This window comes from Ralstonia pickettii (assembly GCF_000607165.1).
GTDB lineage: Bacteria > Pseudomonadota > Gammaproteobacteria > Burkholderiales > Burkholderiaceae > Ralstonia > Ralstonia holmesii.
Map to the genome: position 1 here is coordinate 194,448 of NZ_JFZG01000004.1, position 25,476 is coordinate 219,923.

Annotated in this window: 25 protein-coding genes and 1 tRNA gene; 17 read left to right on the forward strand and 9 right to left on the reverse strand. The window is 63.0% G+C overall.

Translation table 11 applies throughout. The annotated features are described in order from the left end of the window. Nucleotide 1 precedes the first annotated feature (1 nt). The 3 genes from pheT (at nucleotide 2) to BG83_RS0104015 (ending at nucleotide 3,429) form a co-directional block, all read left to right on the forward strand. Nucleotides 2-2,431: a phenylalanine--tRNA ligase subunit beta gene (pheT, locus tag BG83_RS0104005; RefSeq protein ID WP_024975505.1), complete on the forward strand. Its 2,430-nt coding sequence runs from the start codon at nucleotides 2-4 to the stop codon at nucleotides 2,429-2,431. A gap of 78 nt (nucleotides 2,432-2,509) precedes the next feature. Next, entirely contained in the window at nucleotides 2,510-2,926 is a 417-nt protein-coding gene (locus BG83_RS0104010; RefSeq protein ID WP_024975506.1) for an integration host factor subunit alpha, read from the forward strand. Between the two features lie 71 nt (nucleotides 2,927-2,997). Continuing rightward, nucleotides 2,998-3,429, forward strand: a complete 432-nt coding sequence (locus tag BG83_RS0104015; protein WP_024975507.1) for a MerR family transcriptional regulator — start codon at nucleotides 2,998-3,000, stop codon at nucleotides 3,427-3,429. Nucleotides 3,430-3,508: 79 nt separating this feature from the next. Here the strand turns inward: BG83_RS0104015 and BG83_RS0104020 are convergent. Beyond that, nucleotides 3,509-3,585, reverse strand: a tRNA-Pro gene (locus tag BG83_RS0104020). Between the two features lie 164 nt (nucleotides 3,586-3,749). On the opposite strand from BG83_RS0104020, the gene BG83_RS0104025 reads away from it, so the two are divergent. Together BG83_RS0104025 and BG83_RS0104030 are read left to right on the forward strand one after the other, a co-directional pair. Beyond that, nucleotides 3,750-4,175: a nuclear transport factor 2 family protein gene (locus BG83_RS0104025; RefSeq protein ID WP_024975508.1), complete on the forward strand. Its 426-nt coding sequence runs from the start codon at nucleotides 3,750-3,752 to the stop codon at nucleotides 4,173-4,175. After that, the gene (locus BG83_RS0104030) at nucleotides 4,168-4,623 is read left to right on the forward strand and encodes a MerR family transcriptional regulator (protein WP_024975509.1); all 456 of its coding nucleotides are present in this window, start codon (nucleotides 4,168-4,170) and stop codon (nucleotides 4,621-4,623) included. Before BG83_RS0104025 ends, BG83_RS0104030 begins: the two co-directional genes overlap by 8 nt. A 25-nt stretch (nucleotides 4,624-4,648) precedes the next feature. Here the strand turns inward: BG83_RS0104030 and BG83_RS0104035 are convergent, their stop codons facing one another. After that, nucleotides 4,649-5,563, reverse strand: a complete 915-nt coding sequence (locus BG83_RS0104035) for a cupin domain-containing protein (protein ID WP_024975510.1) — start codon at nucleotides 5,561-5,563, stop codon at nucleotides 4,649-4,651. Between the two features lie 114 nt (nucleotides 5,564-5,677). On the opposite strand from BG83_RS0104035, the gene BG83_RS0104040 reads away from it, so the two are divergent. Beyond that, nucleotides 5,678-6,013, forward strand: coding sequence for a carboxymuconolactone decarboxylase family protein (locus tag BG83_RS0104040; RefSeq protein ID WP_024975511.1), 336 nt, complete (start codon nucleotides 5,678-5,680; stop codon nucleotides 6,011-6,013). A gap of 9 nt (nucleotides 6,014-6,022) precedes the next feature. Here BG83_RS0104040 and BG83_RS0104045 read toward each other — a convergent pair whose 3' ends face one another. Then, nucleotides 6,023-6,961, reverse strand: coding sequence for an aldose epimerase (locus BG83_RS0104045; protein WP_024975512.1), 939 nt, complete (start codon nucleotides 6,959-6,961; stop codon nucleotides 6,023-6,025). A 314-nt stretch (nucleotides 6,962-7,275) separates the two neighbouring features. Between BG83_RS0104045 and BG83_RS0104050 the strand changes: the two genes are divergently transcribed. The 11 genes from BG83_RS0104050 (at nucleotide 7,276) to hpaI (ending at nucleotide 17,475) form a co-directional block, all read left to right on the forward strand. Further along, nucleotides 7,276-7,647 (forward strand): hypothetical protein, encoded by a 372-nt coding sequence (locus BG83_RS0104050; RefSeq protein ID WP_024975513.1) that lies wholly within the window; start codon nucleotides 7,276-7,278, stop codon nucleotides 7,645-7,647. Between the two features lie 171 nt (nucleotides 7,648-7,818). After that, nucleotides 7,819-8,892: a DNA polymerase IV gene (gene dinB / locus BG83_RS0104055; protein WP_024975514.1), complete on the forward strand. Its 1,074-nt coding sequence runs from the start codon at nucleotides 7,819-7,821 to the stop codon at nucleotides 8,890-8,892. Between the two features lie 191 nt (nucleotides 8,893-9,083). Continuing rightward, nucleotides 9,084-10,514 (forward strand): amino acid permease, encoded by a 1,431-nt coding sequence (locus BG83_RS0104060; RefSeq protein ID WP_024975515.1) that lies wholly within the window; start codon nucleotides 9,084-9,086, stop codon nucleotides 10,512-10,514. A gap of 530 nt (nucleotides 10,515-11,044) precedes the next feature. Next, nucleotides 11,045-11,335 carry a DUF1488 family protein gene (locus tag BG83_RS0104070; RefSeq protein ID WP_024975517.1) on the forward strand — a complete coding sequence of 97 codons (291 nt, stop codon included), beginning with the start codon at nucleotides 11,045-11,047 and terminating at the stop codon, nucleotides 11,333-11,335. A gap of 236 nt (nucleotides 11,336-11,571) precedes the next feature. Then, nucleotides 11,572-12,273: a fumarylacetoacetate hydrolase family protein gene (locus tag BG83_RS0104075; RefSeq protein ID WP_200869029.1), complete on the forward strand. Its 702-nt coding sequence runs from the start codon at nucleotides 11,572-11,574 to the stop codon at nucleotides 12,271-12,273. After that, a complete protein-coding gene (locus BG83_RS0104080; RefSeq protein WP_024975519.1) occupies nucleotides 12,270-13,040 on the forward strand; it encodes a fumarylacetoacetate hydrolase family protein in 771 nt (256 codons plus the stop codon). Before BG83_RS0104075 ends, BG83_RS0104080 begins: the two co-directional genes overlap by 4 nt. Beyond that, nucleotides 13,037-14,518: a 5-carboxymethyl-2-hydroxymuconate semialdehyde dehydrogenase gene (hpaE, locus tag BG83_RS0104085; RefSeq protein ID WP_024975520.1), complete on the forward strand. Its 1,482-nt coding sequence runs from the start codon at nucleotides 13,037-13,039 to the stop codon at nucleotides 14,516-14,518. The genes BG83_RS0104080 and hpaE overlap by 4 nt, the downstream gene beginning before the upstream one ends. Nucleotides 14,519-14,560: 42 nt before the next feature. Next, nucleotides 14,561-15,430: a 3,4-dihydroxyphenylacetate 2,3-dioxygenase gene (gene hpaD, locus BG83_RS0104090; RefSeq protein ID WP_024975521.1), complete on the forward strand. Its 870-nt coding sequence runs from the start codon at nucleotides 14,561-14,563 to the stop codon at nucleotides 15,428-15,430. Nucleotides 15,431-15,440: 10 nt separating this feature from the next. Then, nucleotides 15,441-15,830, forward strand: coding sequence for a 5-carboxymethyl-2-hydroxymuconate Delta-isomerase (locus BG83_RS0104095; protein ID WP_024975522.1), 390 nt, complete (start codon nucleotides 15,441-15,443; stop codon nucleotides 15,828-15,830). Between the two features lie 3 nt (nucleotides 15,831-15,833). Further along, nucleotides 15,834-16,637: a 2-oxo-hept-4-ene-1,7-dioate hydratase gene (gene hpaH / locus BG83_RS0104100; RefSeq protein WP_024975523.1), complete on the forward strand. Its 804-nt coding sequence runs from the start codon at nucleotides 15,834-15,836 to the stop codon at nucleotides 16,635-16,637. A 31-nt stretch (nucleotides 16,638-16,668) separates the two neighbouring features. Further along, nucleotides 16,669-17,475, forward strand: coding sequence for a 4-hydroxy-2-oxoheptanedioate aldolase (gene hpaI, locus BG83_RS0104105; protein WP_024975524.1), 807 nt, complete (start codon nucleotides 16,669-16,671; stop codon nucleotides 17,473-17,475). Between the two features lie 7 nt (nucleotides 17,476-17,482). Here hpaI and hpaR read toward each other — a convergent pair whose 3' ends face one another. The 6 genes from hpaR to BG83_RS0104135 form a co-directional block, all read right to left on the reverse strand. Then, nucleotides 17,483-17,947: a homoprotocatechuate degradation operon regulator HpaR gene (gene hpaR, locus BG83_RS0104110; RefSeq protein ID WP_024975525.1), complete on the reverse strand. Its 465-nt coding sequence runs from the start codon at nucleotides 17,945-17,947 to the stop codon at nucleotides 17,483-17,485. A 12-nt stretch (nucleotides 17,948-17,959) separates the two neighbouring features. Continuing rightward, entirely contained in the window at nucleotides 17,960-18,769 is an 810-nt protein-coding gene (gene xth / locus BG83_RS0104115; RefSeq protein WP_024975526.1) for an exodeoxyribonuclease III, read from the reverse strand. Between the two features lie 149 nt (nucleotides 18,770-18,918). Continuing rightward, a complete protein-coding gene (locus BG83_RS0104120; protein ID WP_024975527.1) occupies nucleotides 18,919-21,033 on the reverse strand; it encodes a M3 family metallopeptidase in 2,115 nt (704 codons plus the stop codon). Nucleotides 21,034-21,127: 94 nt separating this feature from the next. Then, nucleotides 21,128-21,997, reverse strand: coding sequence for a bifunctional methylenetetrahydrofolate dehydrogenase/methenyltetrahydrofolate cyclohydrolase FolD (gene folD, locus BG83_RS0104125; protein WP_009240794.1), 870 nt, complete (start codon nucleotides 21,995-21,997; stop codon nucleotides 21,128-21,130). A 103-nt stretch (nucleotides 21,998-22,100) separates the two neighbouring features. Next, nucleotides 22,101-22,736 carry a response regulator transcription factor gene (locus BG83_RS0104130; RefSeq protein WP_024975528.1) on the reverse strand — a complete coding sequence of 212 codons (636 nt, stop codon included), beginning with the start codon at nucleotides 22,734-22,736 and terminating at the stop codon, nucleotides 22,101-22,103. A 39-nt stretch (nucleotides 22,737-22,775) separates the two neighbouring features. Further along, the gene (locus tag BG83_RS0104135; protein WP_152543665.1) at nucleotides 22,776-25,304 is read right to left on the reverse strand and encodes a PAS domain S-box protein; all 2,529 of its coding nucleotides are present in this window, start codon (nucleotides 25,302-25,304) and stop codon (nucleotides 22,776-22,778) included. Nucleotides 25,305-25,476: the final 172 nt, after the last annotated feature.

The window sequence follows — 25,476 nt, forward strand, 5'->3', positions numbered from 1 at the left end:
CATGCAATTTCCGGAATCCTGGCTTCGCAGTTTCGTCAATCCGTCGATCACGACGGATGAGCTCTCCCATCGTCTGACGATGGCTGGCCTCGAGGTGGAAGAGGTCGACCCCGTTGCGCCGCCGTTCTCGCAGATCGTTGTCGGCCATGTGGTCGAGGTGAACAAGCACCCGGATGCCGATCGCCTCAACGTGTGTAAGGTCGATGCGGGTACGGGCGAGCTGCTGCAGATCGTCTGCGGCGCGCCGAACGTGTCGGCGGGCATCAAGGTGCCGTGCGCGATGGTCGGCGCCGAGCTGCCACCTGGCGAAGATGGCAAGCCGTTCAAGATCAAGATCGGCAAGCTGCGTGGTGTGGAGAGCTACGGCATGCTGTGTTCGGCGCGCGAGCTGAAGCTGTCGGAAGACCATGGCGGCCTGCTGATCCTGCCGGAAGACACACCGGTGGGCGAAGACATCCGCAAGGTGCTCGATCTGGACGACCAGATCTTCATCATCAAACTGACGCCCAACAAGGCGGACTGCCTGTCGATCCACGGCGTGGCACGTGAAGTGTCCGCGCTGACGGGCGCGCCGATCACCATGCCATCGATGGCACCCGTGGCGGTGACGCTGGCTGACAAGCTGCCCGTCAAGGTTGAGGCGCCGGACCTGTGCGGTCGTTTTTCGGGCCGCATCATCCGCGGCGTGAACGCCCACGCGAAGACGCCTGCCTGGATGGTCTCGCGCATCGAGCGCGCGGGCATGCGCAGCGTGTCGGCGCTGGTCGATATTTCGAACTACGTGATGCTGGAACTGGGTCGTCCCTCGCACGTGTTCGACCTGGACAAGATTCACGGCGGCCTGACTGTGCGCTGGGGCAAGGCCGGCGAAGCGCTGAAGCTGCTCAACGGCGACATCATCACCGTCGACGAGAAGGTCGGCGTGATCTCGGACGAGCAGGCCATCGAAAGCCTCGCCGGCATCATGGGCGGCGACAAGACGGCCGTCACGCTCGATACACAGAACATCTACGTCGAGGCTGCATTCTGGTGGCCGGCCGCCATCCAGGGTCGCGCACGCCGCTACAACTTCTCGACCGATGCAGGCCATCGTTTCGAGCGCGGCGTTGATTACGCGACCACCGTTGAACACATCGAACGCATCAGCGCGCTGATCCTCGAAATCTGCGGCGGCCAGGCTGGCCCGATCGACGATCAGATCGTCAATCTGCCCAAGCGCGAGCCGGTGCGCATGCGTGTTGCACGTGCCGCGCGTGTGCTCGGTATTCCGCTGTCGCACGACGTTGTGGCGGACGTGTTTAAGCGCCTCGGCCTCACGTTCAGCGTGGACGGCGATGTGTTTGTCGTCGAACCTCCGTCGTACCGCTTCGACCTGGAAATCGAGGAAGACCTGATCGAAGAAGTCGCTCGTATCTACGGTTTCGAGCAGATTCCCGCCAAGCCGCCTGTGGCCGAGAGCGCGATGCGTCCGACCGACGAGGCACGCCGCACGATGCACGACGTGCGTCATGCCGTGGCCGCGCGCGACTACCACGAGGTCGTCAACTTCGCTTTTGTCGAAAGCGAGTGGGAAGCCGACTTTGCCGGCAACACCAACCCGATTCCGCTGCTGAACCCGATTGCCAGCCAGTACTCGGTGATGCGCAGCACGCTTATCGGCGGCTTGCTCGACAAGGTCCGCTACAACGTGAACCGCAAGGCTTCGCGCGTGCGCATGTTCGAGGTGGGGCGCGTGTTCCACCGCGATGCGAGTGTCGCCGACGGTGGTCTGTCGATCGCAGGCTACGCACAACCGATGATGGCGGGCGGCATTGCGTATGGTCCGTCCAAGGAAGAGCAGTGGGGCGTGCAGACACGTCCGGTTGATTTCTTCGATGTGAAGGGTGACGTTGAGTCGCTGCTGTGGCCGCTGCAGGCGCGTTTCGAGCGCGCTGAGCATCCCGCGCTGCATCCGGGTCGCTCGGCTCGCGTGGTGCTGAATGGTCGTGCCGTCGGCTGGATCGGTGAACTGCATCCGCGTTGGCTGCAGAAGTACGATTTGGCGACTGCGCCGGTGGTGTGGGAGGTGGAGCTTGATGCCATCACCGCGGTGGGCCTGCCGAAGTATCGTGAAGTGCCGCGTGTGCCGGCCGTGACGCGCGACATCGCACTGGTCGTGCGCCAGGATGTGGCGGTGCAGGATCTGGTCGACACGTTTGAGGAAGCAGCTGTCGGTACCCCGTGGCAGCGTTATCTGCAGGGCGTTGTGCTGTTCGATGAATTCCGTCCGAAGGCCGCCACGGCTGCCATTGGGGCGCAGGAGAAAAGCCTTGCCTTCAGAATTACGTTGCAAGATACTGACAGCACCCTTCAGGACGACATTGTCGAGGCCGCCACACAGCAATTGATTCGAGCGGCCGGCGATGCATTCGGCGCGCGCCTGCGCGCCTGACGTCTCAGACGTCCGCACTGCGCTAGAGACCGCTCGAACGAACCTCCGCATTCGGATCGAATACGCTAAGCGAATCCTATGAACGATCAACACGCGCCAGCGTTGGCGGCATCCTTGGGCGACTCGCTCGGTTCTTCTGCGGCAGCATTGGCCGACGCACGTGATGCGCGCGGTCAGGATGTGCCGACGCTTACCAAAGCCGAGCTTGCCGAGATGCTGTTCGAGCAGGTCGGCTTGAACAAGCGTGAGTCGAAGGACATGGTCGAGGCGTTTTTCGACGTGATTCGCGAGGCGCTCGAACAGGGCGACAGTGTCAAGCTATCCGGCTTCGGTAACTTCCAGTTGCGCGACAAGCCGCAGCGTCCGGGCCGAAATCCAAAGACGGGGGAGATCATCCCCATCACCGCGCGTCGCGTCGTTACGTTCCACGCCAGTCAGAAGCTCAAGGCGCTCGTTGAAGAGCGCGTCGAGCCGCTGCCTGTCGACATCGCGTAATTCTGCTGCGTGATCTCGTTCAGCCGTCTGTTCAATCCGTTTCTTTCGCCAGCCCTGTAGTTCAGCCCTGTATGGCCGCCGATAAACACACGGAGCGGGTCAACCTGCCGCCGATTCCTGCCAAACGCTACTTCACCATTGGTGAGGTGAGCGACCTGTGCGCTGTCAAGCCGCACGTGCTGCGCTATTGGGAGCAGGAGTTCACGCAGCTCAAGCCCGTCAAGCGACGCGGCAATCGGCGCTACTACCAGCATCATGAAGTGCTGCTGATCCGGCGTATTCGCGAGTTGCTGTACGAGCAGGGTTTCACGATCAATGGCGCGCGGAACCGGCTGGATGAGTTGCGGCATGGCGTGGCCGCCGCGTCGCCGGCCGAGGCCGACGAGCCGGAGATGGAGGTTGCGGCGCCGATCTCCACCGCTGCGAGTGGTTCGGTTGATGTTCAGAGCTTGCGGCGTGAACTGTCGGCCGTGTTGGAAGTGCTGCGTACCGATAAGCGATAGGCCGATATTGCAGACAGGAAGCGCGCAGATAGAAACGAAAAAGCCCGCGTAACGTGATCCGTTACGCGGGCTTTTGTTTTGGTCGGGGCGAGAGGATTTGAACCTCCGACCACCTGCACCCCATGCAGGTACGCTACCAGGCTGCGCTACGCCCCGAAGCCTGAAAGTATAACAGAGGCGTAGCGCCGATGACTAGTAGTTCGCTCGCAGTTCGATCAAGCGCCTTGTGGTCGTGTGGTGCCGATCTGCGGCAAAGAAAATCCTTGCACTAGAGTGCGCTCTAGCACCTGTAATCAGGGCGTTCACACTAGGAGACTTCCATGAACGCGCTCGAGAACAAGCAGATCTTGCAGGCCGCTTTTGCCGAACTGGCTGTGAGCAACGCCGAGCCATTCGTTGATCTCATGGCGGATGATTTCTGCTGGGTTTGCACTGGTACGACGCGGTGGTCTCGTCGCTATGCAGGTAAGCAGACGGTGCTGGACGAGCTGTTCGCCCCGCTGCGAGCGAAGCTCGGTCGCATCACGACCGTTGCCAACCGCTTTACTGCCGATGGGGATATCGTGGTCGTGGAAGCGCAAGGTCGCAACACGACGCGCGATGGCGTTGCCTATAACAATCAGTACTGTTTCGTCATCCATATGCAGGAGGGCAAGATGCGCGAACTGGTCGAGTACTTCGACACCGATCTCGTCAACCGGGCGCTCGGCGATCCGGCTGGCGTCTCCACCGAGTCTCATGGCTGAGCGCGATCCGGCTCGGTTGCTGATCGGTGCCTTGGCTGAACGCACGGGCCGCAGCATTGATACGATTCGCTGGTACGAGGCGCAGGGATTGATTCCTGGCGTTGCGCGTGATGCGGCGGGCCGACGTGTTTATACCGAACAGCACGTCAACTGGCTCGAGTTGATGGAGCGCCTGCGCAATACGGGAATGTCGGTCGCACAGATGCGCGAATACACAGCGCTGGTGTGCGAGGGCCGCAGTACATTGAAGGCTCGGCATGCGTTGCTCGTTGCACATCGCGCGCAGGTGACGCGGATGATCGCCGAGTGGACGCGCTCGCTCGCGCTGATCGACGGCAAGATCGATTTTTACGGCGAATGGGTGGCCACAGGAACGCGCCCGGCACGCGAGCCCAACCGGTCGCAAAGCACCGCAAAAACGAGCACTCGCCGCAAGCCCGAGCGTTAGCGATGGCGGCGACGTTGGAGGATGATCAACCCGTCGCCCGCCGATACCGCGCCGGCGTCATCCCCAGTTGCTGCTTGAACGCTTTGCCGAACGCCGCCTCGGATTGATAGCCGACACGTGCGCCGATTTCTCCTGCACTGAGCCGCGTGTGGATCAACGCGTCGCTCGCGAGCGTCATGCGCACGCGCGTGAGGAAGTCCCACACCGTCATGTCGGCGCGCGCCTTGAAGTGTCGCGCGTAGGTGGCGCGTGACATCGCCGCCAGATCGGCGAGGGTGTCGATGGTCCAAGCACGCTCTGGCGCGCTGAGCATGGCTTGTACGGAGGGGCCGAGGCGCGCGTCTGACAGCAACGTCAGCGTGCCGGGGCTCGCGTTTTCCTGCTGGCCGTACACGCGCAGTGCCATTGTCAGCAACGCTTGGCTCAACGAGGTAACGATCGCCAGCGCGCCGGGCGCGCGGGTTTCGGCTTCGTCGCGCATCAGCGCAATGAGTGCCTGCAGTGCCGGATACGACGCGCTATCGCTCAATGACACGTGTAGCGGATCGGGCAACGTACGCACCAGCAGCGTGGTTGAACCGTGCTCGTGAACGAAGCGGCCGCATAGCAGATCGACGTCGGCGGAACCCCGGCCGGTTTGGCGCAGCGGCAGCATGCCGTCATGCGAGGTGCGGGGTTTCCGGGTGGGTGCGTCGACAGCGCCGGGGTCGTGAATGGTGTGTGCCTCGCCGCGCGGGAACAGGATGAAATCGCCTTCGCGCAGCGTGAGCGTGCGGCCGCCAGTGTCGACCAGGCAACTGCCCGACAGCACCAGGTGGAACAGCACTTGGCCATTCGGCTCCGGATCGTGTGGGATCGAGAACGGCCCTTGGAACAGGCAGCGCAAATCAAGGCTGGCCTGCGGCCGGGTGAGTTGAATGAATTGGCTGAGCGCATCCATTGAGACGATTTCGATAGAAATTGCGTTTATCAAGTATTTAACGGATCGCGCATCAAGGCAATACTCTTTCCAACGGCGCGGCATCGGGCCAGCGCCACACCACCGGAGCACAACATGCTGAACTGGGTCGAGTATCGGAAGGAATTGCTGGGTCGCATTGGCGAGATCGGTCAGATCACGCCGGATACGGTCAAGGGCTACAAGACGCTGTCGGCTGCGACAACGGGCAGCCTGGACGCGAAGACACGCGAACTGATCGCGCTGGCCGTGGCAGTGACCGCGCGTTGCGATGGCTGTATCACCGTGCACACAGCCGAGGCGCTCAAGCATGGCGCAACGCATGAGGAGATTGCCGACGCGCTGAGCGTGGCGATTTCGCTCAATGCCGGGGCAGCGTTGGTGTACTCGGCGCGCGTGATGGACGCGGTTCAGGCCTACGAGAAGGCCTGACCGCCTTGGCTACCGTGCGATCCGCAGGCGGCAGGTTGCCCGCCGGGTGCCGCCGGGGGCGAGCAGGTGCAGGCCCTCCCCGTGGTGGATCGCATTCGGCAGGCCCATCCATGGTTCGACGCAGTAGAAGTCCGACGTGGCGTTTTCTGTCCAGGTGGTGATGGCGTGCCAGGGTACCGGTGCGCCTTCTACCTCGAAGCGAATGCGCCGTCCGAGCGGCGCTTCTGGGTGCGGCGGAATGATCAGTGTGGCCGCGCCGGCGTCATCGAGCAGGTGATAGCGGTCTTGCAGGGCCGGGTCGTTGAGCTGGTAGGTTCTGCGCCCCGGCTGGGGTCTGTCGAGACTGCCGTCGGGCAGCTGGCGCGACAGCCGCGCCGGCGGCATGGACAGCTCGGTTGCGCCACGCAATGCATGCGGTAGCGCCAAGTAGAAATGATGGCCCGCATAGAAGGGCATCGGCGCATGTGCGTCGCCTTCGTCCAGATGCTTCACGGAGAAGGTCGCCTCCAACCCGTCGTCAATCAGCCGGTAGCTCACGCGAAATTCGAAGGCGAACGGATAGCCTTGGCGCGTTTGAGGGCTGTCGCGCAGCAGCATGACGATGTGCGCGTCGCTTGCGTCTTCCACCTCGAACGGCAGGTCGCGAGCAAAGCCGTGTTGCGGTAGCTCGTGAAGTTGGCCGCGCGCGTCGCGCCAGCGGCCGACTTCGCCATCTACAAAATGCCGGCCGATGAAGGGGAACAGCAGCGGATTGCCGCCGCGCACTTTGGCCGGATTGGACCAATCGGCCGGTTCGGGCCAGAAGAGGATGTCTTCACCGCGATGGCGCCAGCGCACCAGCCGCCCGCCCGCTTCCGGCGCGAGCAGCAACATGGAGCCATCGGCGCGCGTGTCGCCGATGCGGATGAGCGTGCGATCCTGAAAGCGAGCGGTGGGCAGGTCGTGCATGGGTTGGGCGGAGTGACTTGTTGGCATGCAAATCGCATACTAGATTGTCAATGCGTTTTGCCCGGAGGGAAACCATGTCCGTGAATTGCGTGCTGCCCGCACATACCGTACCGCCGCCCGACGAGCCTTCGCCGCCGGGAATTCCCCCAGATCTGCCATCGCCCGATGAACCGCCGCCGCCGGTCGAGCCGCCGGAGCTGTCGCGGAAGTAATCTGCTGTTACCAATCGTCACAGCTTTGCGTGAAGCGGTTCGTAAGATAGCGCCAGTTCTCGCGCGACTGCGCGTTTCTACAACGACAATACGAGCCCAATCATGTCGATTCTTCCGCGTCTGACCCTGTGCGCTGTACTAGCGGCCTCCATGGCCGGTTGTGTCGTGGCGCCTCCGCAGCCAACGCGCACGGTGGTGGTGCGTGAGCCCGTCCCCGTCGCGGCACCGGTGGACCCGCGTGCGCGCTTTGATCAGGTACAGGGCCGTCTTGCGGAAGAATTCCACCGTATCGACGTTCGCCAATCGCAGGGCTACATCGATCCGTACCGCGCTGACGGCCTGCGCGACCGCCTGCGCCGCATCCGCCAGGAAGCCAACGACATGGCCAGCCAGCATCGCGGCGGCTTGTCTGGCGACGAGCAGCACGCGCTGAACGACGAACTCGGCGCTGTCTCGCACGATATCGGCCGCTAAGCCGCTTTTTCCCGGTCCCTCATTCGCCGATGTTGCGTTGCAATATCGGCGAAATGCATTGTTGCGCGGCGTTGCGTGCGCGGTCGGCGGAAGCTGATACGCTTGCGTTCCTCCTGAACGAGCAAGCCCGACACCGACGCGGCTTCCTGCGGCCGGTTCTGGCCTTGTGCCGTGCGAAAGATCATCCACTGCGACTGCGATTGTTTTTACGCTGCCATCGAAATGCGCGACGATCCGCGCCTGGTTGGCAAGCCGCTGGCCGTGGGTGGGCGGCCGGAGCGGCGCGGCGTGGTCGCAACCTGCAATTACGAGGCGCGCAAGTTCGGCATCCATTCGGCGATGCCCATGGCGCAGGCCGTCAAACGCTGTCCGGACTTGCTGATCGTGCCGCCGTCCATGGAAAAGTACCGCCAGGTCGCGCGCCAGATCTTTGCCATCTATCACAGCTACACGCCCTTGGTGGAGCCGCTCTCGCTGGACGAAGCGTACCTGGACGTGACCGAGAGTCCGATGCTTGCGGGCAGTGGCACGCGCATCGCTGAAGACATCCGCCGCCGAGTGCGCGAAGAAATCGGCATTACCGTGTCGGCCGGCGTGGCGCCCAACAAGTTCATCGCCAAGATCGCCAGTGACTGGAATAAGCCCGACGGCTTGTTCGTCGTACGGCCGGAGCAGATCGACGCGTTTGTGGCGGCGCTGCCCGTCGACCGCCTGTTCGGCGTGGGCAAGGTGACCGCTGCCAAGCTGCGTCGCCTGGGTGCGGAAACCTGCGGTGACTTGCGCATCTGGGGCACCGACCGGTTGCAGCAGCATTTCGGTGTGTTCGGTTTCCGGCTCCACGATCTTTGCCGCGGCATCGACCATAGACAGGTGCAACCCTCGCAGGTCCGCAAATCGGTCAGTGTGGAAGAAACCTACGCCACCGATCTGCGTACGCTCGATGACTGCCAGCGTGAATTGGCCATCCTTGTCGAGCAGCTTGCCGCCCGGGTCGAGCGCGCCCGCGCGGGCAACATGATTCACAAAACCTACATCAAGCTGCGTTTTGCCGATTTTCGTGGCACGACGGTGGAGTGCATCGCGCCGCAAGTGTCCTTGCCGGTGTTCTCCAAGCTGCTGGCGCAGGGGTTTGAGCGCCGCGGCATTCCTGTGCGATTGCTTGGCGTGGGCGTGCGGCTGTATGAGTCGGATGCGCACGCGCGCCAGCAACCGCTGTTTGCCGAAGACCCGGCCGCCACTGAGTGAGATTGAGCCGCCCGACCCGGCAATCGGGTACGAATTGACCTATTTTCCTGTCTGCACTACAGCGATAGAAGGGCGGAATGTCGCCTGCGGGTAAAATCCCCGCTTTTTTGCATAATCCGCCGCCGCGCACCACACGTGCACGACAGTGCATGCCGTCACATTCGGCCGCACGCAGACAGGAGACGCAGTCAATGAGTTTGTTTCGTACAAAAAACGTGGATCACATGATCCGCACGGGCCACAGCAATACCGGCCTGAAGAAAGTCCTCGGGCCCCTGGACCTGACGTTTCTGGGCGTGGGCGCCATCATCGGCACCGGCATCTTCGTGCTGACGGGCACTGGCGCGCTGACCGCAGGACCGGCGCTAACGTTGTCCTTCATCGTCGCAGCGCTCGCCTGCGGATTTGCCGCGCTGTGCTACGCCGAATTCGCCTCGACCATTCCTGTGTCGGGCTCGATCTATACGTATGCCTACGCCACGATGGGCGAGTTGGTCGCCTGGATCATCGGCTGGGATCTGATGCTCGAATATGGCTTGGCCACATCTGCTGTTTCGGTGGGTTGGTCCGGCTATTTCCAATCGCTGCTGTCTGGCTTCGGCCTTCATCTGCCTGTGGCGCTTACCGCTGCGCCGGGCGCGATTCCCGGCGTGCAGACGCTGTTCAACCTGCCGGCGCTGGTGATCATGCTGCTGATCACGACGCTGCTGTCGTTTGGCATTCGCGAATCGGCGCGTGCCAACAACATCATGGTCGCGATCAAGGTGACGGTGGTGCTGCTGTTTATCTTCGTGGGTGTGCGCCATGTGCAGCCGGCCAACTGGCAGCCGTTCATGCCGTTCGGCATGGAAGGCGTGTTCGGCGCGGCAGCCATCGTGTTCTTCGCCTTCATCGGTTTCGATGCGGTGACGTCCGCGGCCGAAGAAGTGCGCAATCCCAAGCGTGACTTGCCGATCGGCATCATCGGTTCGCTGGCGGTCTGCACGATTCTCTATGTGCTGGTGGCCGCCATCATGACGGGCATCGTGCCGTTCGCGAAGTTTGCGGGCGTGGATCACCCCGTGTCGCTGGCGTTGCAGATGGCCGGTGAAGGCTGGGTGGCGGGCTTTGTCGATCTAGGTGCCATCATCGGCATGACGACCGTGATTCTGGTGATGGCGTATGGCCAGACCCGCATCATCTTCGCCATGTCGCGCGACGGGCTGCTGCCCAAGCGCTTGTCGCACATTCATCCGCGCTATGCCACGCCGTTTCTGAACACCTGGGTGGTCGGCATCGTCTTCGCGGTGATCGCTGCATTCGTGCCGCTGAATGTGCTGGCAGAGCTGATCAACATCGGCACGCTGGCGGCGTTCTCGCTGATTGCCGTTGCCGTGCTGGTGCTGCGTCGTACGCGTCCGGACCTGCATCGCGGCTTCCGTTGCCCCGGCGTGCCGGTGGTACCGCTCTTGGCGATCGGCCTGTGCCTGTTCCTCATGAGCCATCTGCAGGCCATCACCTGGATCGCCTTTGTGGTGTGGGTAGCAATCGGCTTGCTGGTGTACTTCGGTTATGCGCGTCGTCGTTCGCTGCTGCACACGCCGGAACATGGCGCTGCGTCGGTTTCCGAAACTGTGCACTGATCAAGAACGGCGCGTCCATTCCCTGACGACATGGCTGCGATGCGGCCAAACACTGTCGTCCAGGTCGCCGGCTGGGTGGCTCTTTCTCAGTCGGCGCGCAACTATTACAACGCCGATGTATTGCGTTCAATCACCGTGCTTTTGGGGCGATGGTTCCAACGCATTCGACGCTGACATCAATGTGTCGCAAGCCGTGTGGTTGCATTGGCAGGCACACATTGGCTGCGTGTCCGGCACGCGCCTTGCATGTGGCTTTCGCTTTGCTCAATCGGGCAAGCGCGCAGCCCTGACAAAAAAGCATAGCTGCGACGAAGGGCCCGCCAGGCCTGATGCCGCCTGGGATGGCGGCTTCAAGCCACCGTTCGAGAGCTGCGATGCTGCATATGACGTTCGCACGCGCATCGCAAGCTGTGGTTAAAATGATTTGTGCAGCCAGACACAATGTCTGACGAAACCTTGCCGGCCCCCCCGCAAAGTTTCCACGCAACAGCGTGTGCGTTGTTGTCCATTGCAATCGGAGGGCTTTGACGATGGAAATCAAGTTCGAAAAGAAAGAAGCGTACGACATCAACAACGAAGGCCTGCTGTTCGACGCACTGGTCGACGGTGAGAAGGTGACTTGCGTGGCAACGCGCGAGGCGCTTTGGGAAGGCCTGGAAGGTGATCAGGTGTTGTCGCTTCAGGCAGCCTTCGAGGCTGGCCAAGAGCGGATTCAGGATGCCGCCCGCGTGCTCATTGCAGACTGCGTGCAGCGATCTCATGGATTGGATGATTTGCCGCAGCCGATCGTGGTCAAGCGCGCGCATATTGCCGTGATCTGAGTTTGATCGATTGCCCGCGTAGACATCGGCGTGCCCGATGCCTTCCGCATGGCGGACATATCGTCCGCCACCTGAAAAGCCGGTCCATGTGGCCGGCTTTTTCATTGCGCCGCAGCTTCCCGACTTGACATGACCGCAATCCGATCAGATGATTAACATGTTAATTAAATGGAGAGGCAGGGGATACCATGCTGCGAGGCAGACTCGTATCGCCGGAAGGTCAAGTCGTGGAGGCGATGTTCGCATCAGCCGCAGAGCCTGCTGGTTCCTTGCGTTGGCTGCCGCCGGTCGAAGGTACCGTCGTCGGCGCGTTGCTGAACTACCGCGGAGAACTGGATGCGCTGGGCGACGCGCTATCTGCGCCGCCTTACCAAGCCCCGCCCAAGGCGCCAATCCTGTATCTCAAGCCGGCCAACACGCGCATTGGTCATGACCACGATGTTGTGCTGCCGGCAGACGTCGATGGCGTTTGGGCCGGTGCTTGCCTGGGCGTCGTGATCGGTCGTACTGCCATGGGCGTTCCCGCGCGGCACGCCGCGGATTTCATCGCCGGCTACACGATCGTCAACGACCTGACCGTACCGCATGCGAGCTACTACCGCCCGGCGATTCGCCACAAGTGTCGCGATGGTTTTTGCCCGATGGGACCGTGGATGGTCGACCGCGACGATGTGCCCGACGCCGATGCACTCGATATCACCGTGCGCATCAACGGTGAGATCAAGCAGCGCGCAAACACGTCGACACTAGTGCGGCCCGTCGCACAACTGCTCGCCGACGTGACGGCATTCATGACGCTCGAAGCGGGCGATGTGCTGCTCGTTGGCATGCCGGAGAATCCGCCACTGGCGCGCGCCGGTGATCGCATCGATATCGACATCGCCCACATTGGCACGCTGACGACGGCGTTGATCCGCCAATCGGAGGTTTCGCGATGAAACACGCGCGCATTGCCTATGACGGCGCGATCCATCATGCCACCGCCATGCCCGGCGACGACACCCGCCTGAGACTGGCCGATGGCCGCGTCTTGCGCGAAACCGAGGTCGTCTGGTTACCGCCGGTCGAGCCGCGCACGGTCTTCGCGCTGGGCCTGAACTACGCCGACCACGCCAAGGAGCTGGCCTTCAAGGCGCCCGAGGAGCCGCTCGCGTTCCTGAAAGGACCAAATACGCTGATTGGCCATCGCGCCCGCACCGTGCGCCCGGCTGGCGTCGCGCTCATGCACTACGAATGCGAGCTGGTTGTAGTCATGGGTAAGACCGCGCGTAATGTGCCGCGCGAGCACGCCTATGACTATGTGGCCGGATATACGGTGGCCAACGATTACGCCATCCGCGACTACCTCGAGAACTACTACCGTCCGAACCTGCGCGTGAAAAGCCGCGACACCTGCACGCCCATCGGGCCGTGGCTTGTTGACCGAGATGACGTGCCCGACCCGATGAAACTCGCGCTGCGCACCATCGTCAATGGCCGTGTCACGCAGGAGGGCAATACGCGCGACATGATCTTCGACGTTCCCGCGTTGATAGCGTGGTTCTCCAGCTTCATGACGCTCAGCCCCGGCGACATGATCCTGACCGGCACGCCCGAGGGTTTGGCCGACACGCAACCTGGCGACGAAGTCATCACAGAAATTGAAGGCATCGGCAGGCTGGTAAGCACCATCGCCGCCGGACAACCGAACAAGGAGCCCGCATGAGCCTCGTCAACATGGACCCTGTCAAGCATTGGATCGACGGCCGCCAGGTCGACAGCGTCGAGTGTTTCATCACGACCAACCCGGCGACGGGCGAAGCCATCGCCGAGGTGGCGTCGGGCGGTGAAGCGGAGATCAACGCGGCGGTGGCGGCAGCCAGGGCAGCCTTCCCGGCCTGGGCCAACACGCCGGCCAAGCAGCGCGCCAAGCTGATGCGCCGCCTGGGCGAGTTGATCGAGCAGAATGTCCCGCACCTTGCCGCGCTGGAAACGATGGACACCGGCCTGCCGATCGCGCAGACGAGCAAGCAGCTCATTCCGCGTGCTTCCGAGAACTTCCATTTCTTCGCCGAGGTGTGCACGCAGGTCAACGGCCGCACGTATCCGGTGGACGATCAGATGCTGAACTACACGCTGTATCAGCCGGTGGGCGTGTGTGCGTTGATCTCGCCTTGGAATGTGCCGTTCATGACGGCCACCTGGAAGGTTGCGCCGTGCCTGGCGCTGGGCAATACGGCTGTGCTGAAGATGTCTGAACTGTCGCCGCTGACCGCGGATCAGCTCGGCCGCCTGGCGCTGGAAGCCGGTATTCCGCCGGGCGTGCTGAACGTGGTGCAGGGCTATGGCGCCACGGCTGGCGACGCGCTGGTGCGCCATCCGGATGTGCGGGTGGTGTCGTTCACTGGTGGCACGACCACCGGCAAGCGCATCATGGAGCGCGCCGGCCTGAAAAAATTCTCGATGGAGCTGGGCGGCAAATCGCCCGTGCTGGTCTTCGACGATGCGGACCTGGATCGTGCGCTGGATGCGTCGCTGTTCACCATCTTCTCGATCAACGGCGAGCGCTGCACGGCCGGTTCGCGCATCTTCGTGCAAGAGAGCGTCTACGACGATTTCGTGCGCAAGTTTGCCGAGCGTGCCAAACGGCTTGTGGTGGGCGATCCAGCGGACGAGAAGACCCATGTCGGCTCGATGATCACGCGCGCCCATTGGGAGAAGGTCACGGGCTACATCCGCCTGGGCGAGCAGGAGGGCGCGAAGATTCTCGCCGGCGGCGCGGAAAAGCCCGCAGACCTGCCCGATCACCTGAAGAACGGCAACTTCGTCGCGCCCACGGTGCTGGCTAACGTCGACAACCGCATGCGAGTCGCGCAGGAAGAAATCTTTGGCCCGGTGGCCTGCCTGATCCCGTTCAAGGATGAAGCCGATGGCCTGAAACTCGCCAATGACGTGGAATATGGCTTGGCTTCGTACATCTGGACGCAGGATGTGGGCAAGGTGCACCGTGTGGCGCGCGGTATCGAGGCCGGCATGGTGTTCGTCAATAGCCAGAATGTGCGCGACTTGCGCCAGCCTTTCGGCGGTGTCAAAGCATCCGGCACGGGACGTGAGGGCGGCGAGTACAGTCTGGAGGTGTTTGCCGAGATCAAGAACGTCTGTGTCTCAATGGGCAGCCACCACATCCCGCGCTGGGGCGTTTGACGCGCCGCCGGAGACACCACAACAAAGGCGGAAGGAGACACCATGGGCAAGCTGGCCTTGGCCGCGAAGATCACCCACGTACCGTCGATGTACCTGTCGGAACTGCCGGGCAAGCACCATGGCTGCCGCGAGGCGGCCATTGAGGGGCACCGCCTCATCGGGCAGCGCTGCCGTGACCTGGGCGTGGACACCATCGTCGTGTCCGATGTGCACTGGCTGGTCAACGCCGGCTACCACGTCAACTGCAATGCGCGCTTCGAAGGCGTCTACACGAGCAACGAGCTGCCGCATTTCATCAAGGACATGCGGTATGCGTATCGGGGCAACCCGGCGCTCGGTCGATTGATTGCGGAGACGGCAACGGCGCGCGGTGTGTTCACGCGTGCGCACGAAATCGACAGCCTCGAGCTGGAATACGGCACGCTGGTGCCAATGCGATACATGAACAGCGACCAGCACTTCACGGTTGTGTCGATCGCGGGCTGGTGCGCGTGGCACAAACTGGAGGAAAGCCGCCGCTTCGGCGCCGCGCTGCTCGAAGCCATCGAGGCCAGCGACAGCACCGTCGCGTTCCTCGCCAGCGGATCGCTCTCGCACCGCTTCAACGACAACGGCAGCCCCGAAGAATCCATCCATCAGATCAGCCGCGAATTCTTCAAACAGGTCGACCTGCGCGTGGTCGAGCTATGGAAGCAGGGCAACTGGAAGACCTTCTGCGCGATGCTGCCCGAATACGCCTCGCTGTGCGAGGGCGAGGGCGGCATGCACGACACGGCCATGCTGCTCGGCCTGCTTGGCTGGGATGCCTATGACAAGGGCGTCGAGGTCGTCACCGAGTATTTCCCCAGTTCCGGCACGGGGCAGATCAACGCGATCTTTCCGCTGCCAGGACGTGGTCCAACCGGAATGTGAGGAGGCTGCGATGCCGCATGTCATCGTCGAATACACCGACAACCTGGGCGACGACGCCCGCATCCCGCAATTGCTGCTAGCGGTGAACGAAACGCTGATTGCGCAGAACGGCGTATTTCCCACTGGCGGTATCCGCTCGCGCGCCATCAAGCTGACCGATTACCGCGTGGCGGACGGCAAGGAGGACGATGCTTTCGTCCACGTCACGCTCAAGATCGCAGCGGGCCGCACGCCTGAGATCAAGAAGGCCGCGTGCGATGCGCTGTTCGAGGCGATCAAGGCACATTTCGCGCAGGCCTTTGCGCGCCGCTATCTGGCGCTGTCGATGGAGTTGACCGAGTTCGACGAGGGCGGCAGCTATAAGCACAACAACATCCACGCGCGTTTTCGCAAGGCTTGACCCATGCTCGACACCACGACCATCCAGACGATCGCGCGCCGCTTGCACCAGGCCGAAATCGACCGCAAGCAGATTCGCCAGGTTTCGCTTGAACACCCCGACATCACCATTGAAGACGCCTACGCTATCCAGCGCGAATGGGTCGCGATGAAGCAGGCCGCGGGGCGGCGGCTGAAGGGCCACAAGATCGGATTGACGTCACGCGCGATGCAGCAGTCTTCACAGATCGACGAGCCGGACTACGGCGCGCTGCTTGACGACATGTTCTTTGCCGAGGGCAGTGATATTCCCGCCAGCCGCTTCATCGTGCCGCGTGTGGAAGTGGAGCTCGCCTTCGTGCTCGGCAAGCGGCTGGAGGGGCCGGAGGTGACGCTGTTCGATGTGTACGACGCAGTGGACCACGTGATACCCGCGCTGGAGATCATCGACGCACGCTCGCAATCGATCGATCCAGACAGCGGGCGCCCGCGCAAGGTGTTCGACACGATCGCCGACAACGCGGCCAATGCTGGCGTCGTGATGGGTGGCCGGCCCATCCGCATGCGCGATGTGGACCTGCGCTGGGTCAGCGCCATCTTTTCACGCAACGGCGTCATCGAAGAGACGGGCGTGGCGGCCGGTGTGCTGAACCATCCGGCCAACGGTGTCGTCTGGCTGGCCAACAAGCTGGTGCCGCACGGCGTCGCGCTGGAGCCAGGGCAGGTCATCCTGGGTGGCTCGTTCACGCGGCCGGTGCCCGCGCGGCCCGGTGATACATTCCATTGCGACTACGGTCCGCTTGGCAGCATCGCCTGCCATTTCGTCTAACCGTCTCTAACGCTCAAAGGATGTCCTCGCCATGCAACTCCCGGTGAACAGCTTCAAGCGCGCGCTGGCCGAGCGCCGGCCGCAGATCGGCCTGTGGCTCGCAATGACGCATCCGTACCCAGCGGAGATCGTCGCGGGTGCTGGTTTTGACTGGCTGCTGATTGACAACGAGCATGCGCCGAATCAACTGCAATCGACGCTCGCGCAATTGCAGGCGGTTGCGCCGTATGCCTCGCATCCCATCGTGCGGCCTGCCTGGAACGACTCGGTCGAGATCAAGCGCCTGCTGGATATCGGCGCGCAGACCCTGCTCGTGCCAATGGTCCAGACCGCCGACGAGGCGCGTGCCGCCGTCGAAGCGATGCGTTATCCACCGAACGGTATTCGCGGCGTTGGCAGTGCGCTGGCTCGCGCATCACGCTGGAACCGCGTAGACGATTACCTTCACCAGGCCGATGCGCAGATGTGCACGCTGATTCAGGTCGAAACCGCAGAGAGCCTGGAGCATCTCGATGCGATTCTTGCCGTGCAAGGCGTCGACGGCGTCTTCATTGGCCCTGGTGATCTGGCGGCGTCCATGGGACACCTGGGGGCACCGGGGCATCCGGAAGTCCGCAAGACGATCGACGGAGCGATTCAACGCATCGTCGCGTCCGGCAAAGCGGCGGGCATTCTGTCAGCGGATCAGGCGCAGGCGAAGCACTACCTATCGCTCGGTGCGACCTTCGTTGCGGTAGGGACGGATGTCACGTTGCTGGCGCGCAGCGCCGAACAGCTGGCGCGGGCGTTCAAGGGGGAGGACGCTGCCAAGGCGCAACTGGCTGGCAGCGTGTATTGACGGGGCGTTACTCGTCGCCCGTGAAACGCCCCATCGGCGTGTGTGTTTCCATGACGTGGATCGACTCGTCGATAGCCGCGTAGAGCGCGTCGAGGCGTGCGCGGCCCAGCTGCGCTTCGATGCGTGCGTATTCCGCATCCACTTGTGGCTCCACATCAGCCAGGAACTGACGGCTCTTGGCCGTGAGCGAAATCACCTGCCGGCGCTGGTCCACCGACGACTTCGTGCGTACGATCATCTCGGATTGTTCCATCGCCGCCAGCATGCGCGTCAGGCTCGGGCTCAGGATTAGGCATGCATCGGCGAGCTGGTTAGGCTCCATGTCGCCGGTATCGTTGAGCGTACGCAGCACGCGCCATTGCTGCTCGGTAATGCCATGCTCGCGCAGGATCGGCCGAAAGCGCGCCATGAAGGTCTCACGTGCACGCAGCAGGAGATGCGGGAGGTTGCGGTGCTTGAAGGCAGAAGCCATGCGGGGCGCTCCTTATGCGCGGCGCAAAGCGGCGACCACGGGCGTGTGGTCTGATGGCTGCTCCCACGTGCGCGGCACGCGGTCGATATGGCACGACTCGCACAGCTTGGCGAGTTCAGGCGACAGCATGATGTGGTCGATCCGCAGGCCGGCGTTGCGCTTGAAACCAAACATGCGGTAATCCCACCACGAAAACAGTTTGTCTTCCTGCTCGAACATGCGGAAGGCATCGACCAGCCCGGCGCCTTGCATTGCACGAAACGCCGCGCGCTCTTCCGGCGACACCAGATTCTGGCCTTCCCATTTTTTCGGGTCGTGCACATCGCGGTCTTCGGGGGCGATGTTGAAATCGCCCAGCAGCATCAGTCGCGGGTTTGCCGCTATCTCGCTCGTCAGCCACGCCTGCAGTGCTTCCAGCCAGCGCAGCTTGTAGACGAATTTGTCGGAATCGAGCGCCTGTCCGTTCGGAATGTAGGCAGAAATCACGCGCACCGGGCCGCCGTCCACGTCATACGTGGCGGCCACGATGCGCTGCTGCTCGTCGGCAAAACCAGGGATGTTCTTCACCACATCGCGGCCTTCGGGCACCGACGCCTTGCGCGCGAGGATGGCAACACCATTGTATGTCTTCTGACCCGTGAACAAAGACGCATAGCCGGCGGCGTCCAGCTCGGCCAGCGGATAGCGGTCATCGGGCAGCTTGAGTTCCTGCAGGCAGAGCAGGTCGATGGGCGTGGCGTCGGCTTCGCGCTCAGCCAGCCATTGCAGCACGTGCGGTAGGCGGACCTTCAAAGAGTTAACGTTCCAGGTGGCGACTCGCATGAGGGCTCGGTCCTTGCAGATGACGGCGGCGCGCAATTTGGCGCCGCCCAGGGGTGCGATATTGTGCCATCAAGCGTTGCGGGCTCGAATGACAACGCCGCTTCGGCGTTAGCACGAAGCGGCGTTTCCATGGCTGGCGCAGCAGACCGTTACGCGGCTTCCGCCATCATGCCGCCATGGCGCAACAGTGCATCGATGCTGGGTGCGCGGCCGCGGAAAGCCGTGAACGAGTCGATGGCCGGTCGGCTGCCACCAACGGCCAGCACTTCGCGGCGATAGCGTGCGCCGGTTTCCGCATCGAGCACTGAGCCGCCCAGCTTGCTGGCCTCTTCAAATGCCGCATAGGCATCTGCCGACAGCACCTCGGCCCACTTGTAGCTGTAGTAGCCGGCCGCATAGCCGCCCGCAAAGATGTGGCTGAACGTATTCGGCCAGCGCGACAGCTCGGCCTGCGGCACCACGTGGAAGCGATTATTGATCTGGCGCGACAGCTCCAGCACCGACGTCGTGCCCTTTGGGTCGAAGTCCGTATGCAGGTGCATGTCGAACGTCGAGAACACGATCTGGCGCAGCGTCGCCATGCCGTTCTGGAAGTTCTTCGCGGCGAGCATGCTGTCGTACAGCTTGCGCGGCAGCGGTTCGCCGGAATTCACATGGCGCGTCATGCGCGAGAGTACTTCCCATTCCCAGCAGAAGTTCTCCATGAACTGCGACGGCAGCTCCACCGCGTCCCATTCCACTCCGTTGATGCCCGACACGCCCAGCTCATCCACCTGCGTGAGCATGTGGTGCAGGCCGTGACCAAACTCGTGGAAGAGGGTGATGACCTCGTCGTGGGTAAACAGTGCTGGCTTGTTGCCGACCGGGCCGGAGAAGTTGCAGGTGAGGTAAGCCACCGGGGTTTGCACGCCCGCTTCGCCTAGCAGCTTGCGGCCGCGTGCGTCGTCCATCCACGCACCGCCACGCTTGCCTTCGCGCGCGTACAGGTCGATGTAGAACTGTGCGAGCAACTCGCCCTGGGCAGATTCGACGCGGAAGAAGCGTACGTCCGGGTGCCATACCTCGGCCGCCTCCGGCTGAATTTTCACCGAGAACAACGTCTGCACAACATTGAACAGGCCGTCCAGCACCGCAGGTTCTGGGAAATACTGCTTCACCTCCTGCTCGGAGAATGCGTAGCGTGCCTCGCGCAGCTTTTCCGACGCGTAGGCCATATCCCACGGTTCGAGCTTGTCGATGCCGAGCGTGGTCTTGGCGAATGCCTGGAGTTCTTCCCAATCCTTCTCGGCAAACGGGCGGGCGCGGTCGGCCAGCTCACCCAGGAAGCGCAGCACGTCTTCGGGCGAATCGGCCATCTTCGGCACGAGCGACACTTCGCCAAAATTGCGATAGCCCAGCATGTGCGCTTCTTCGGTGCGCAGCGTGAGCTGTTCGGCCATGTTGGCGGTGTTGTCCCACTCGGCCTTGCCGCCGCCGTACTGAGCGCCCAGTTCGGACGCGCGCGTGACGTTGGCTTCGTACAGCGTGCGGCGCAGCGCGCGATCGTCTGCGTATTGCAGCACCGGGAAGTACGACGGGAAATGCAGCGAGAACTTCCAGCCGGTCGCGTCGGGATTGTCGCGGCGTGCCGCTTCCTGTGCAGCCTGCTTGGCGTCGTCGGGCAGGCCGGCGAGGCGGGCTTCGTCGTCGATGACGAGCGCGTAGGCGTTGGTCGCATCCAGGACGTGGTCGCTGAAGGCCTTGGTCAGTTGCGCCTGCTGTTCCTGAATGGCAGCAAAACGCGGTTTCTGGTCTTCGGGCAATTCCGCGCCGCCCAGGCGGAAGCCGCGCAACTCGTTCTCAAGCAGCTTCTTGCGCGCAGGCGACAGGGTGGCGTATTCCGCGCTGTCGGCAATCGCCTTGTACTTCTCGAACAGTTCCAGATCCTGGCCCAGCCCCGACCAGAACTCTGTCACGCGCGGCAGATTGGCGGCATGGGCTTCACGCAGCTCCGGCGTGTCGGCGACGGCGCTCAGGTGGCTGACGATGCCCCAGGCGCGGCCCAGCGGCTCGGTCGCGTCTTCCAGTGCGGTGACGACGGTGTTCCAGCTCACAGGCGTGGCGGGGTCTTTGACCTGCGCGACCGCCGATGCAGCACGCTCAAGGAGCACGTCAACGGCCGGCGTGATGTGTTCGGGGCGGATGTCCGCAAAGCGAGGCAGACCAGAAAAATCGAGCAGCGGATTGTTGGCCGGGGTGGCAACCTTGGGCGAAATGTCGGTCATGGCAGGCTCGGTAGAGAAATTCGGGGGACAAAAAAAGCGTCCGATCCAAGAGGTGGGGACGCTTTTTCCGTTTCCAACTGGATCAAGGTGAAGCTTACGCCGCCAGCGCGGCTCCTTCAGCAGCGCGCTCGGCGGCTTCCAGGGTATTGATCAGCAGCATGGTGATCGTCATCGGGCCGACACCGCCCGGTACGGGCGTGATATAGCCAGCGACTTCCTTGACGCCGGCAAAGTCGACGTCGCCGCACAGCTTGCCGGCATCGTCGCGGTTCATGCCCACGTCGATGACGACGGCGCCCGGCTTGACCATGTCGGCAGTGATGATGTTGCGGCGGCCCACGGCGGCCACGATGATGTCGGCCTCACGCGTGTGCGCGGCCAAGTCGCGCGTCTTGCTGTTGCAGATCGTGATGGTGGCGCCGGCTTGCAGCAGCAGCATCGCCATCGGCTTGCCGACGATGTTCGAGGCGCCGACCACGACCGCATTGGCGCCGCGCACCGGGTAGTTGATCGATTCCAGCATCTTCATGCAGCCGTACGGCGTGCAGGGGCGGAACAGCGGGGCGCCGGTCATCAGGGCGCCGGCATTGGCCACGTGGAAACCGTCAACGTCCTTCTCGGGCGCGATGGCTTCGAGCACCTTGTGGCTGTCGATATGCTTGGGCAGCGGCAGTTGGACCAGTATGCCGTGGATGCGCGGGTCGCGGTTCAGCGCGTCGATGCGGCCGAGCAGGTCGGCTTCGGACAGGTCAGCGGGGTAGCGGTCGAAGCTGGACAGAAAGCCGTTGTCTTCGCACGCCTTGATCTTGTTGCGCACGTAGACCTGGCTGGCCGGGTCTTCGCCGACGAGGATCACGGCGAGGCCGGGCTGGTGGCCACGCGCTGTCAGGGCAGCGGCACGTTGTGCGGCCTCGGCGCGGAGTTGTTTGGCAAGCGCGTTGCCGTCAATGAGTTGGGCGGTCATGGCTGGGCGGAGGAGGGAGAGGGCAAACCGCGATTATAAATCGCCGCCTTCCTTCCAGCCGCCCTGATCGCCCTGATGGGCACTTGGCCGTTCCTGCGGCAAATCAGGCGTTGCGCGACAGGGCCAGGCGCAGGAGGTCTGCCACCGTGTTCACGTTGAGCTTTTCCATGATGTTGGCGCGGTGCGCTTCCACCGTCTTGATGGAAATGCCCAGATCGTCGGCAATCTGCTTGTTCAGGCGGCCCGCGACGATGCGCTCCAGCACTTGCTGCTCGCGTGTGGTCAGGCGGCCGAGCAGGTCCTTGGCGGCCTTTTGCTCGCGGGCGACCGAGTCTTCGCTGCGGGCCTTGCTGAGCATGCGTTCAACCAGCTCGCGCAGTTCGGACTCATCGAACGGCTTTTCAATGAAGTCGACCGCGCCTTTCTTCATGGTCGACACGGCCATCGGCACGTCGCCGTGGCCCGTGACGAAAACGATCGGCATGCGGCTGTTTTCGGCCAGCAGGCGGTCTTGCAGCTCGGGGCCGCTCATGCCCTGCATGCGTACGTCGAGGATCAGACAGCCAACGCCTTCGCCACGTTTGTCGTCGACCAGGAATTCTTCGGCACTGCGGTAGGTGCGGACGGTGTAGCCGTTGCCTTCGAGCAGCCACGTCAACGAGTCACGCATGGCTTCATCGTCATCGACGACGAACACGGTTTCGTTGCGCGGCGCAACTGCGGCGGGCGTTGTGCTCATGGAGGAGTCCTCGGTCTACGTTCTATGTTTTAAAAACGATTACAGCGGATTCAGCGGCAGGATGATTTTAAACGTACAGCCGATGCCATCGGCATTGTTTTCTACCCAAAGCCTGCCGAGGTGGGATTCTATGATGGAGCGGCAGATATTCAGCCCCATGCCCATACCGTCGGATTTGGTGCTGAAGAACGGCTCGAACAGCCGCTCCTTGGTGCTGTCGTCCACGCCTGGGCCCTGGTCGATCACCTCGATCAGCACGGAATTTTCCGGGTCGTTGATCAGGTTGGCGTGCAGGCGCAGGACGCTGGCGGCGCGCAGGCGCGGGTGAGCGGCCATGGCTTCGGCGGCGTTCTTGAGCAAGTTGACGAGCACCTGCTCGATCAGCACCGGATCGACATACAGATGCGGCAGATCGCCCGGCAGGCGCGTGAGGATGGTGATGCCGCGGCGGGTGGCTTCGAGTTCGGCCAGGCCTACCGCGTCGGCCACGATATCGCGCAGGTCGGATTCGCGCCGCTGCGGCTGACTGCGTTTCACAAAGCCGCGGATACGCTGGATGATGGTGCCGGCGCGCACGGCCTGGGCGGAGGTCTTTTCCAGCACCGGGATCAACTCTTCCGGCGTGCTCCGCCCGGACTTCAGGCGCCCGACCGCGCCCATGCAGTAGTTGTTGATGGCGGCCAGCGGCTGGTTCAGTTCGTGTGCCAGCGACGAGGCCATCTCACCCATCGTCGTCAGGCGGCTGGTGAACTGGATGCGTTCTTCGTGCTGGCGGGTCATTTCTTCAGCGGCCTTGCGCACGGTGATGTCGGTGGCGATCTGCATCTGCGCGAGGTGGCCGTCGACCCACTGGATGTAGCGGCGCCGAACTTCAAACCACTTCTGCATCGATGGCACGTAGATTTCTCGCGCGTCCGCCGCGTGTGGTGTCAGTTCGGAGGCGGGCAGGCCGGCGTAGGCGTCCACCAAGTCGAGCGCATCGCTGGAAACGTCTTCCGTGTTGACGTCGTTGCCGGAGAGCTGCAGGTGGCCGAACGCCTCCCAGCCGAAAAGCTGGCGGTAGTAGCGGTTGGCGAACAGCAGCTCGGCCTTGTCGGTCGAGAGCACGGATACGGCCGCGTCCAGGCTCTCCAGCACCGTGGTGAAGCGGTCGTGCGCGGCAGCCAGGTCTTCGCGGGCGCGCTTGGGCTCGGTGATGTCGGTGATGGAGCTCATCCAACCCGTGTGCCGGCCGCGTGCGTCGATGAGCGGCGAGACATACATCCGCGCATAGAAGCTCGTGCCGTCGCGGCGCATCATGCGCAATTCCATGCCGTTGGCGGGTGCCTTGCCGCGCAGGGTCAGCTCGATGTGCTTCTGCATCTCGCCAATCTCATTGGGCGGCCAATACGGGAAGGGCGGCATGCGGCCGACCAGCTCGGCTTCGGTCCAGCCGATCATGCGGCAGAACGCGGGGTTCACATAGGTGATGCGGCCGTTGAGGTCGAGCGAGCGCATGCCGATCACCATGGAGTTTTCCATGGCGCGGCGGAACGACGTTTCCGCCAGCAGTGCGCGCTGCGCTTCGGAGCGGCGGCTGGTGTGGCGCCACACGCTCCACAGGCTCCAGATCACGAAGCACGACAAGCCTGCCACCAGCCACATCAGCATGTTGTTGGGCAGGTTGGACGGTGCCGGATACGCCTCGGCCCGCAGCGACAGCGAATGCCCTGGCGGGTCCAGCAGCACCTCGTACGATGCGGCCGCCTTGGGCACCGGCCGCAACGATGTGCTCGCGCGGATCACGTTGTTCTTGTCGACCAGCGAGAAGCGGTAGCGGTCGGTCAGCTCGCCCGGCAGCAGTTGCGTGAGGATCCCCGTGACCGAATACATGGCGCCCACCGTGCCGAGGAACTCGTTGTCCCGCACGATCGGCACTTCCATGAGCATGAAGCTCTCGCCGCGCTCGTTCTGGATGGGGCGCGAATAGACGGCGCGCTGCGTTTCACGGGCGGCGTCGTAGGCGGATTGGATTTCGGGTTCGAGCGGATGGTCGCGTGTTTCGCGCACGCGCGCGGCGAATTCGGAGGTGGACGGAAACGCCCAGCGCGGGCGGCGCGTGGCATCCAGCCAGTTGATGAAGACCAGCTCGGGGTTCTCGCGCAGAAGCTGGCGGGCAGCATCGCGGTAGGCGCTCGGGTCGAGCTGCGCGGCACCGATATCGCGCGCCAGCGCGGCCACCTGATCCTGGTTGCTTTGCAGGGACAGGCGCACTTTCTGCTCGGCCCAGGCGGCATCACGGTAGAGGGCGTCGCGCTGCTGCTGCACCTCGGTGGCGTGCAACTGATACAGGATGAAAATCATCGCGCCGGCAAACAGGACGATCGCCACCAGCGGGATGAACATGAACCAGTTGGTCGTCCACAGCCGGCCCAGGCGCGTCAGCCACAGGCGGCGGGGCATGTTCGGGTGCACGATTTCGTCTGACGGCAATTCGGACGCGTTCACGGAAATGGGCGCAGGCGCAGCAGGCGTTGACGGCTCGGACTTGGCGGCCGGGTCCTGCGAAGCGTGGGAGGGGGCAAGCATGATGGGCGGACGAACGCCGGAATTCTGCGGAGGTAAAGGAGTGGGCATCTGTGCAACTGCGCAAAACCAAGTGTAACGGCAATCAACTTGCGGGTCGCTTGGGGAAACCGATTGGTGAGCTGTCTTGTTCGCTCGGAAAATGCTGCACCGCAATGTCAAAAGTGATTTGTTT

Coding starts and splice junctions, on each gene's coding strand:
- pheT (WP_024975505.1), top strand. CDS start 2: ATGCAATTTCCGGAATCCTGGCTTCGCAGTTTCGTCAATCCGTCGATC.
- xth (WP_024975526.1), bottom strand. CDS start 18,769: ATGCGAGTCGCCACCTGGAACGTTAACTCTTTGAAGGTCCGCCTACCG.
- BG83_RS0104035 (WP_024975510.1), bottom strand. CDS start 5,563: ATGGATGCGCTCAGCCAATTCATTCAACTCACCCGGCCGCAGGCCAGC.
- BG83_RS0104010 (WP_024975506.1), top strand. CDS start 2,510: ATGAACGATCAACACGCGCCAGCGTTGGCGGCATCCTTGGGCGACTCG.
- hpaH (WP_024975523.1), top strand. CDS start 15,834: ATGCTCGACACCACGACCATCCAGACGATCGCGCGCCGCTTGCACCAG.
- BG83_RS0104070 (WP_024975517.1), top strand. CDS start 11,045: ATGGAAATCAAGTTCGAAAAGAAAGAAGCGTACGACATCAACAACGAA.
- BG83_RS0104060 (WP_024975515.1), top strand. CDS start 9,084: ATGAGTTTGTTTCGTACAAAAAACGTGGATCACATGATCCGCACGGGC.
- BG83_RS0104025 (WP_024975508.1), top strand. CDS start 3,750: ATGAACGCGCTCGAGAACAAGCAGATCTTGCAGGCCGCTTTTGCCGAA.
- BG83_RS0104015 (WP_024975507.1), top strand. CDS start 2,998: ATGGCCGCCGATAAACACACGGAGCGGGTCAACCTGCCGCCGATTCCT.
- folD (WP_009240794.1), bottom strand. CDS start 21,997: ATGACCGCCCAACTCATTGACGGCAACGCGCTTGCCAAACAACTCCGC.
- BG83_RS0104120 (WP_024975527.1), bottom strand. CDS start 21,033: ATGACCGACATTTCGCCCAAGGTTGCCACCCCGGCCAACAATCCGCTG.
- BG83_RS0104080 (WP_024975519.1), top strand. CDS start 12,270: ATGAAACACGCGCGCATTGCCTATGACGGCGCGATCCATCATGCCACC.
- BG83_RS0104040 (WP_024975511.1), top strand. CDS start 5,678: ATGCTGAACTGGGTCGAGTATCGGAAGGAATTGCTGGGTCGCATTGGC.
- BG83_RS0104075 (WP_200869029.1), top strand. CDS start 11,572: ATGTTCGCATCAGCCGCAGAGCCTGCTGGTTCCTTGCGTTGGCTGCCG.
- BG83_RS0104130 (WP_024975528.1), bottom strand. CDS start 22,736: ATGAGCACAACGCCCGCCGCAGTTGCGCCGCGCAACGAAACCGTGTTC.
- BG83_RS0104095 (WP_024975522.1), top strand. CDS start 15,441: ATGCCGCATGTCATCGTCGAATACACCGACAACCTGGGCGACGACGCC.
- hpaE (WP_024975520.1), top strand. CDS start 13,037: ATGAGCCTCGTCAACATGGACCCTGTCAAGCATTGGATCGACGGCCGC.
- hpaI (WP_024975524.1), top strand. CDS start 16,669: ATGCAACTCCCGGTGAACAGCTTCAAGCGCGCGCTGGCCGAGCGCCGG.
- hpaR (WP_024975525.1), bottom strand. CDS start 17,947: ATGGCTTCTGCCTTCAAGCACCGCAACCTCCCGCATCTCCTGCTGCGT.
- hpaD (WP_024975521.1), top strand. CDS start 14,561: ATGGGCAAGCTGGCCTTGGCCGCGAAGATCACCCACGTACCGTCGATG.
- BG83_RS0104045 (WP_024975512.1), bottom strand. CDS start 6,961: ATGCACGACCTGCCCACCGCTCGCTTTCAGGATCGCACGCTCATCCGC.
- BG83_RS0104030 (WP_024975509.1), top strand. CDS start 4,168: ATGGCTGAGCGCGATCCGGCTCGGTTGCTGATCGGTGCCTTGGCTGAA.
- BG83_RS0104050 (WP_024975513.1), top strand. CDS start 7,276: ATGTCGATTCTTCCGCGTCTGACCCTGTGCGCTGTACTAGCGGCCTCC.
- BG83_RS0104135 (WP_152543665.1), bottom strand. CDS start 25,304: ATGCTTGCCCCCTCCCACGCTTCGCAGGACCCGGCCGCCAAGTCCGAG.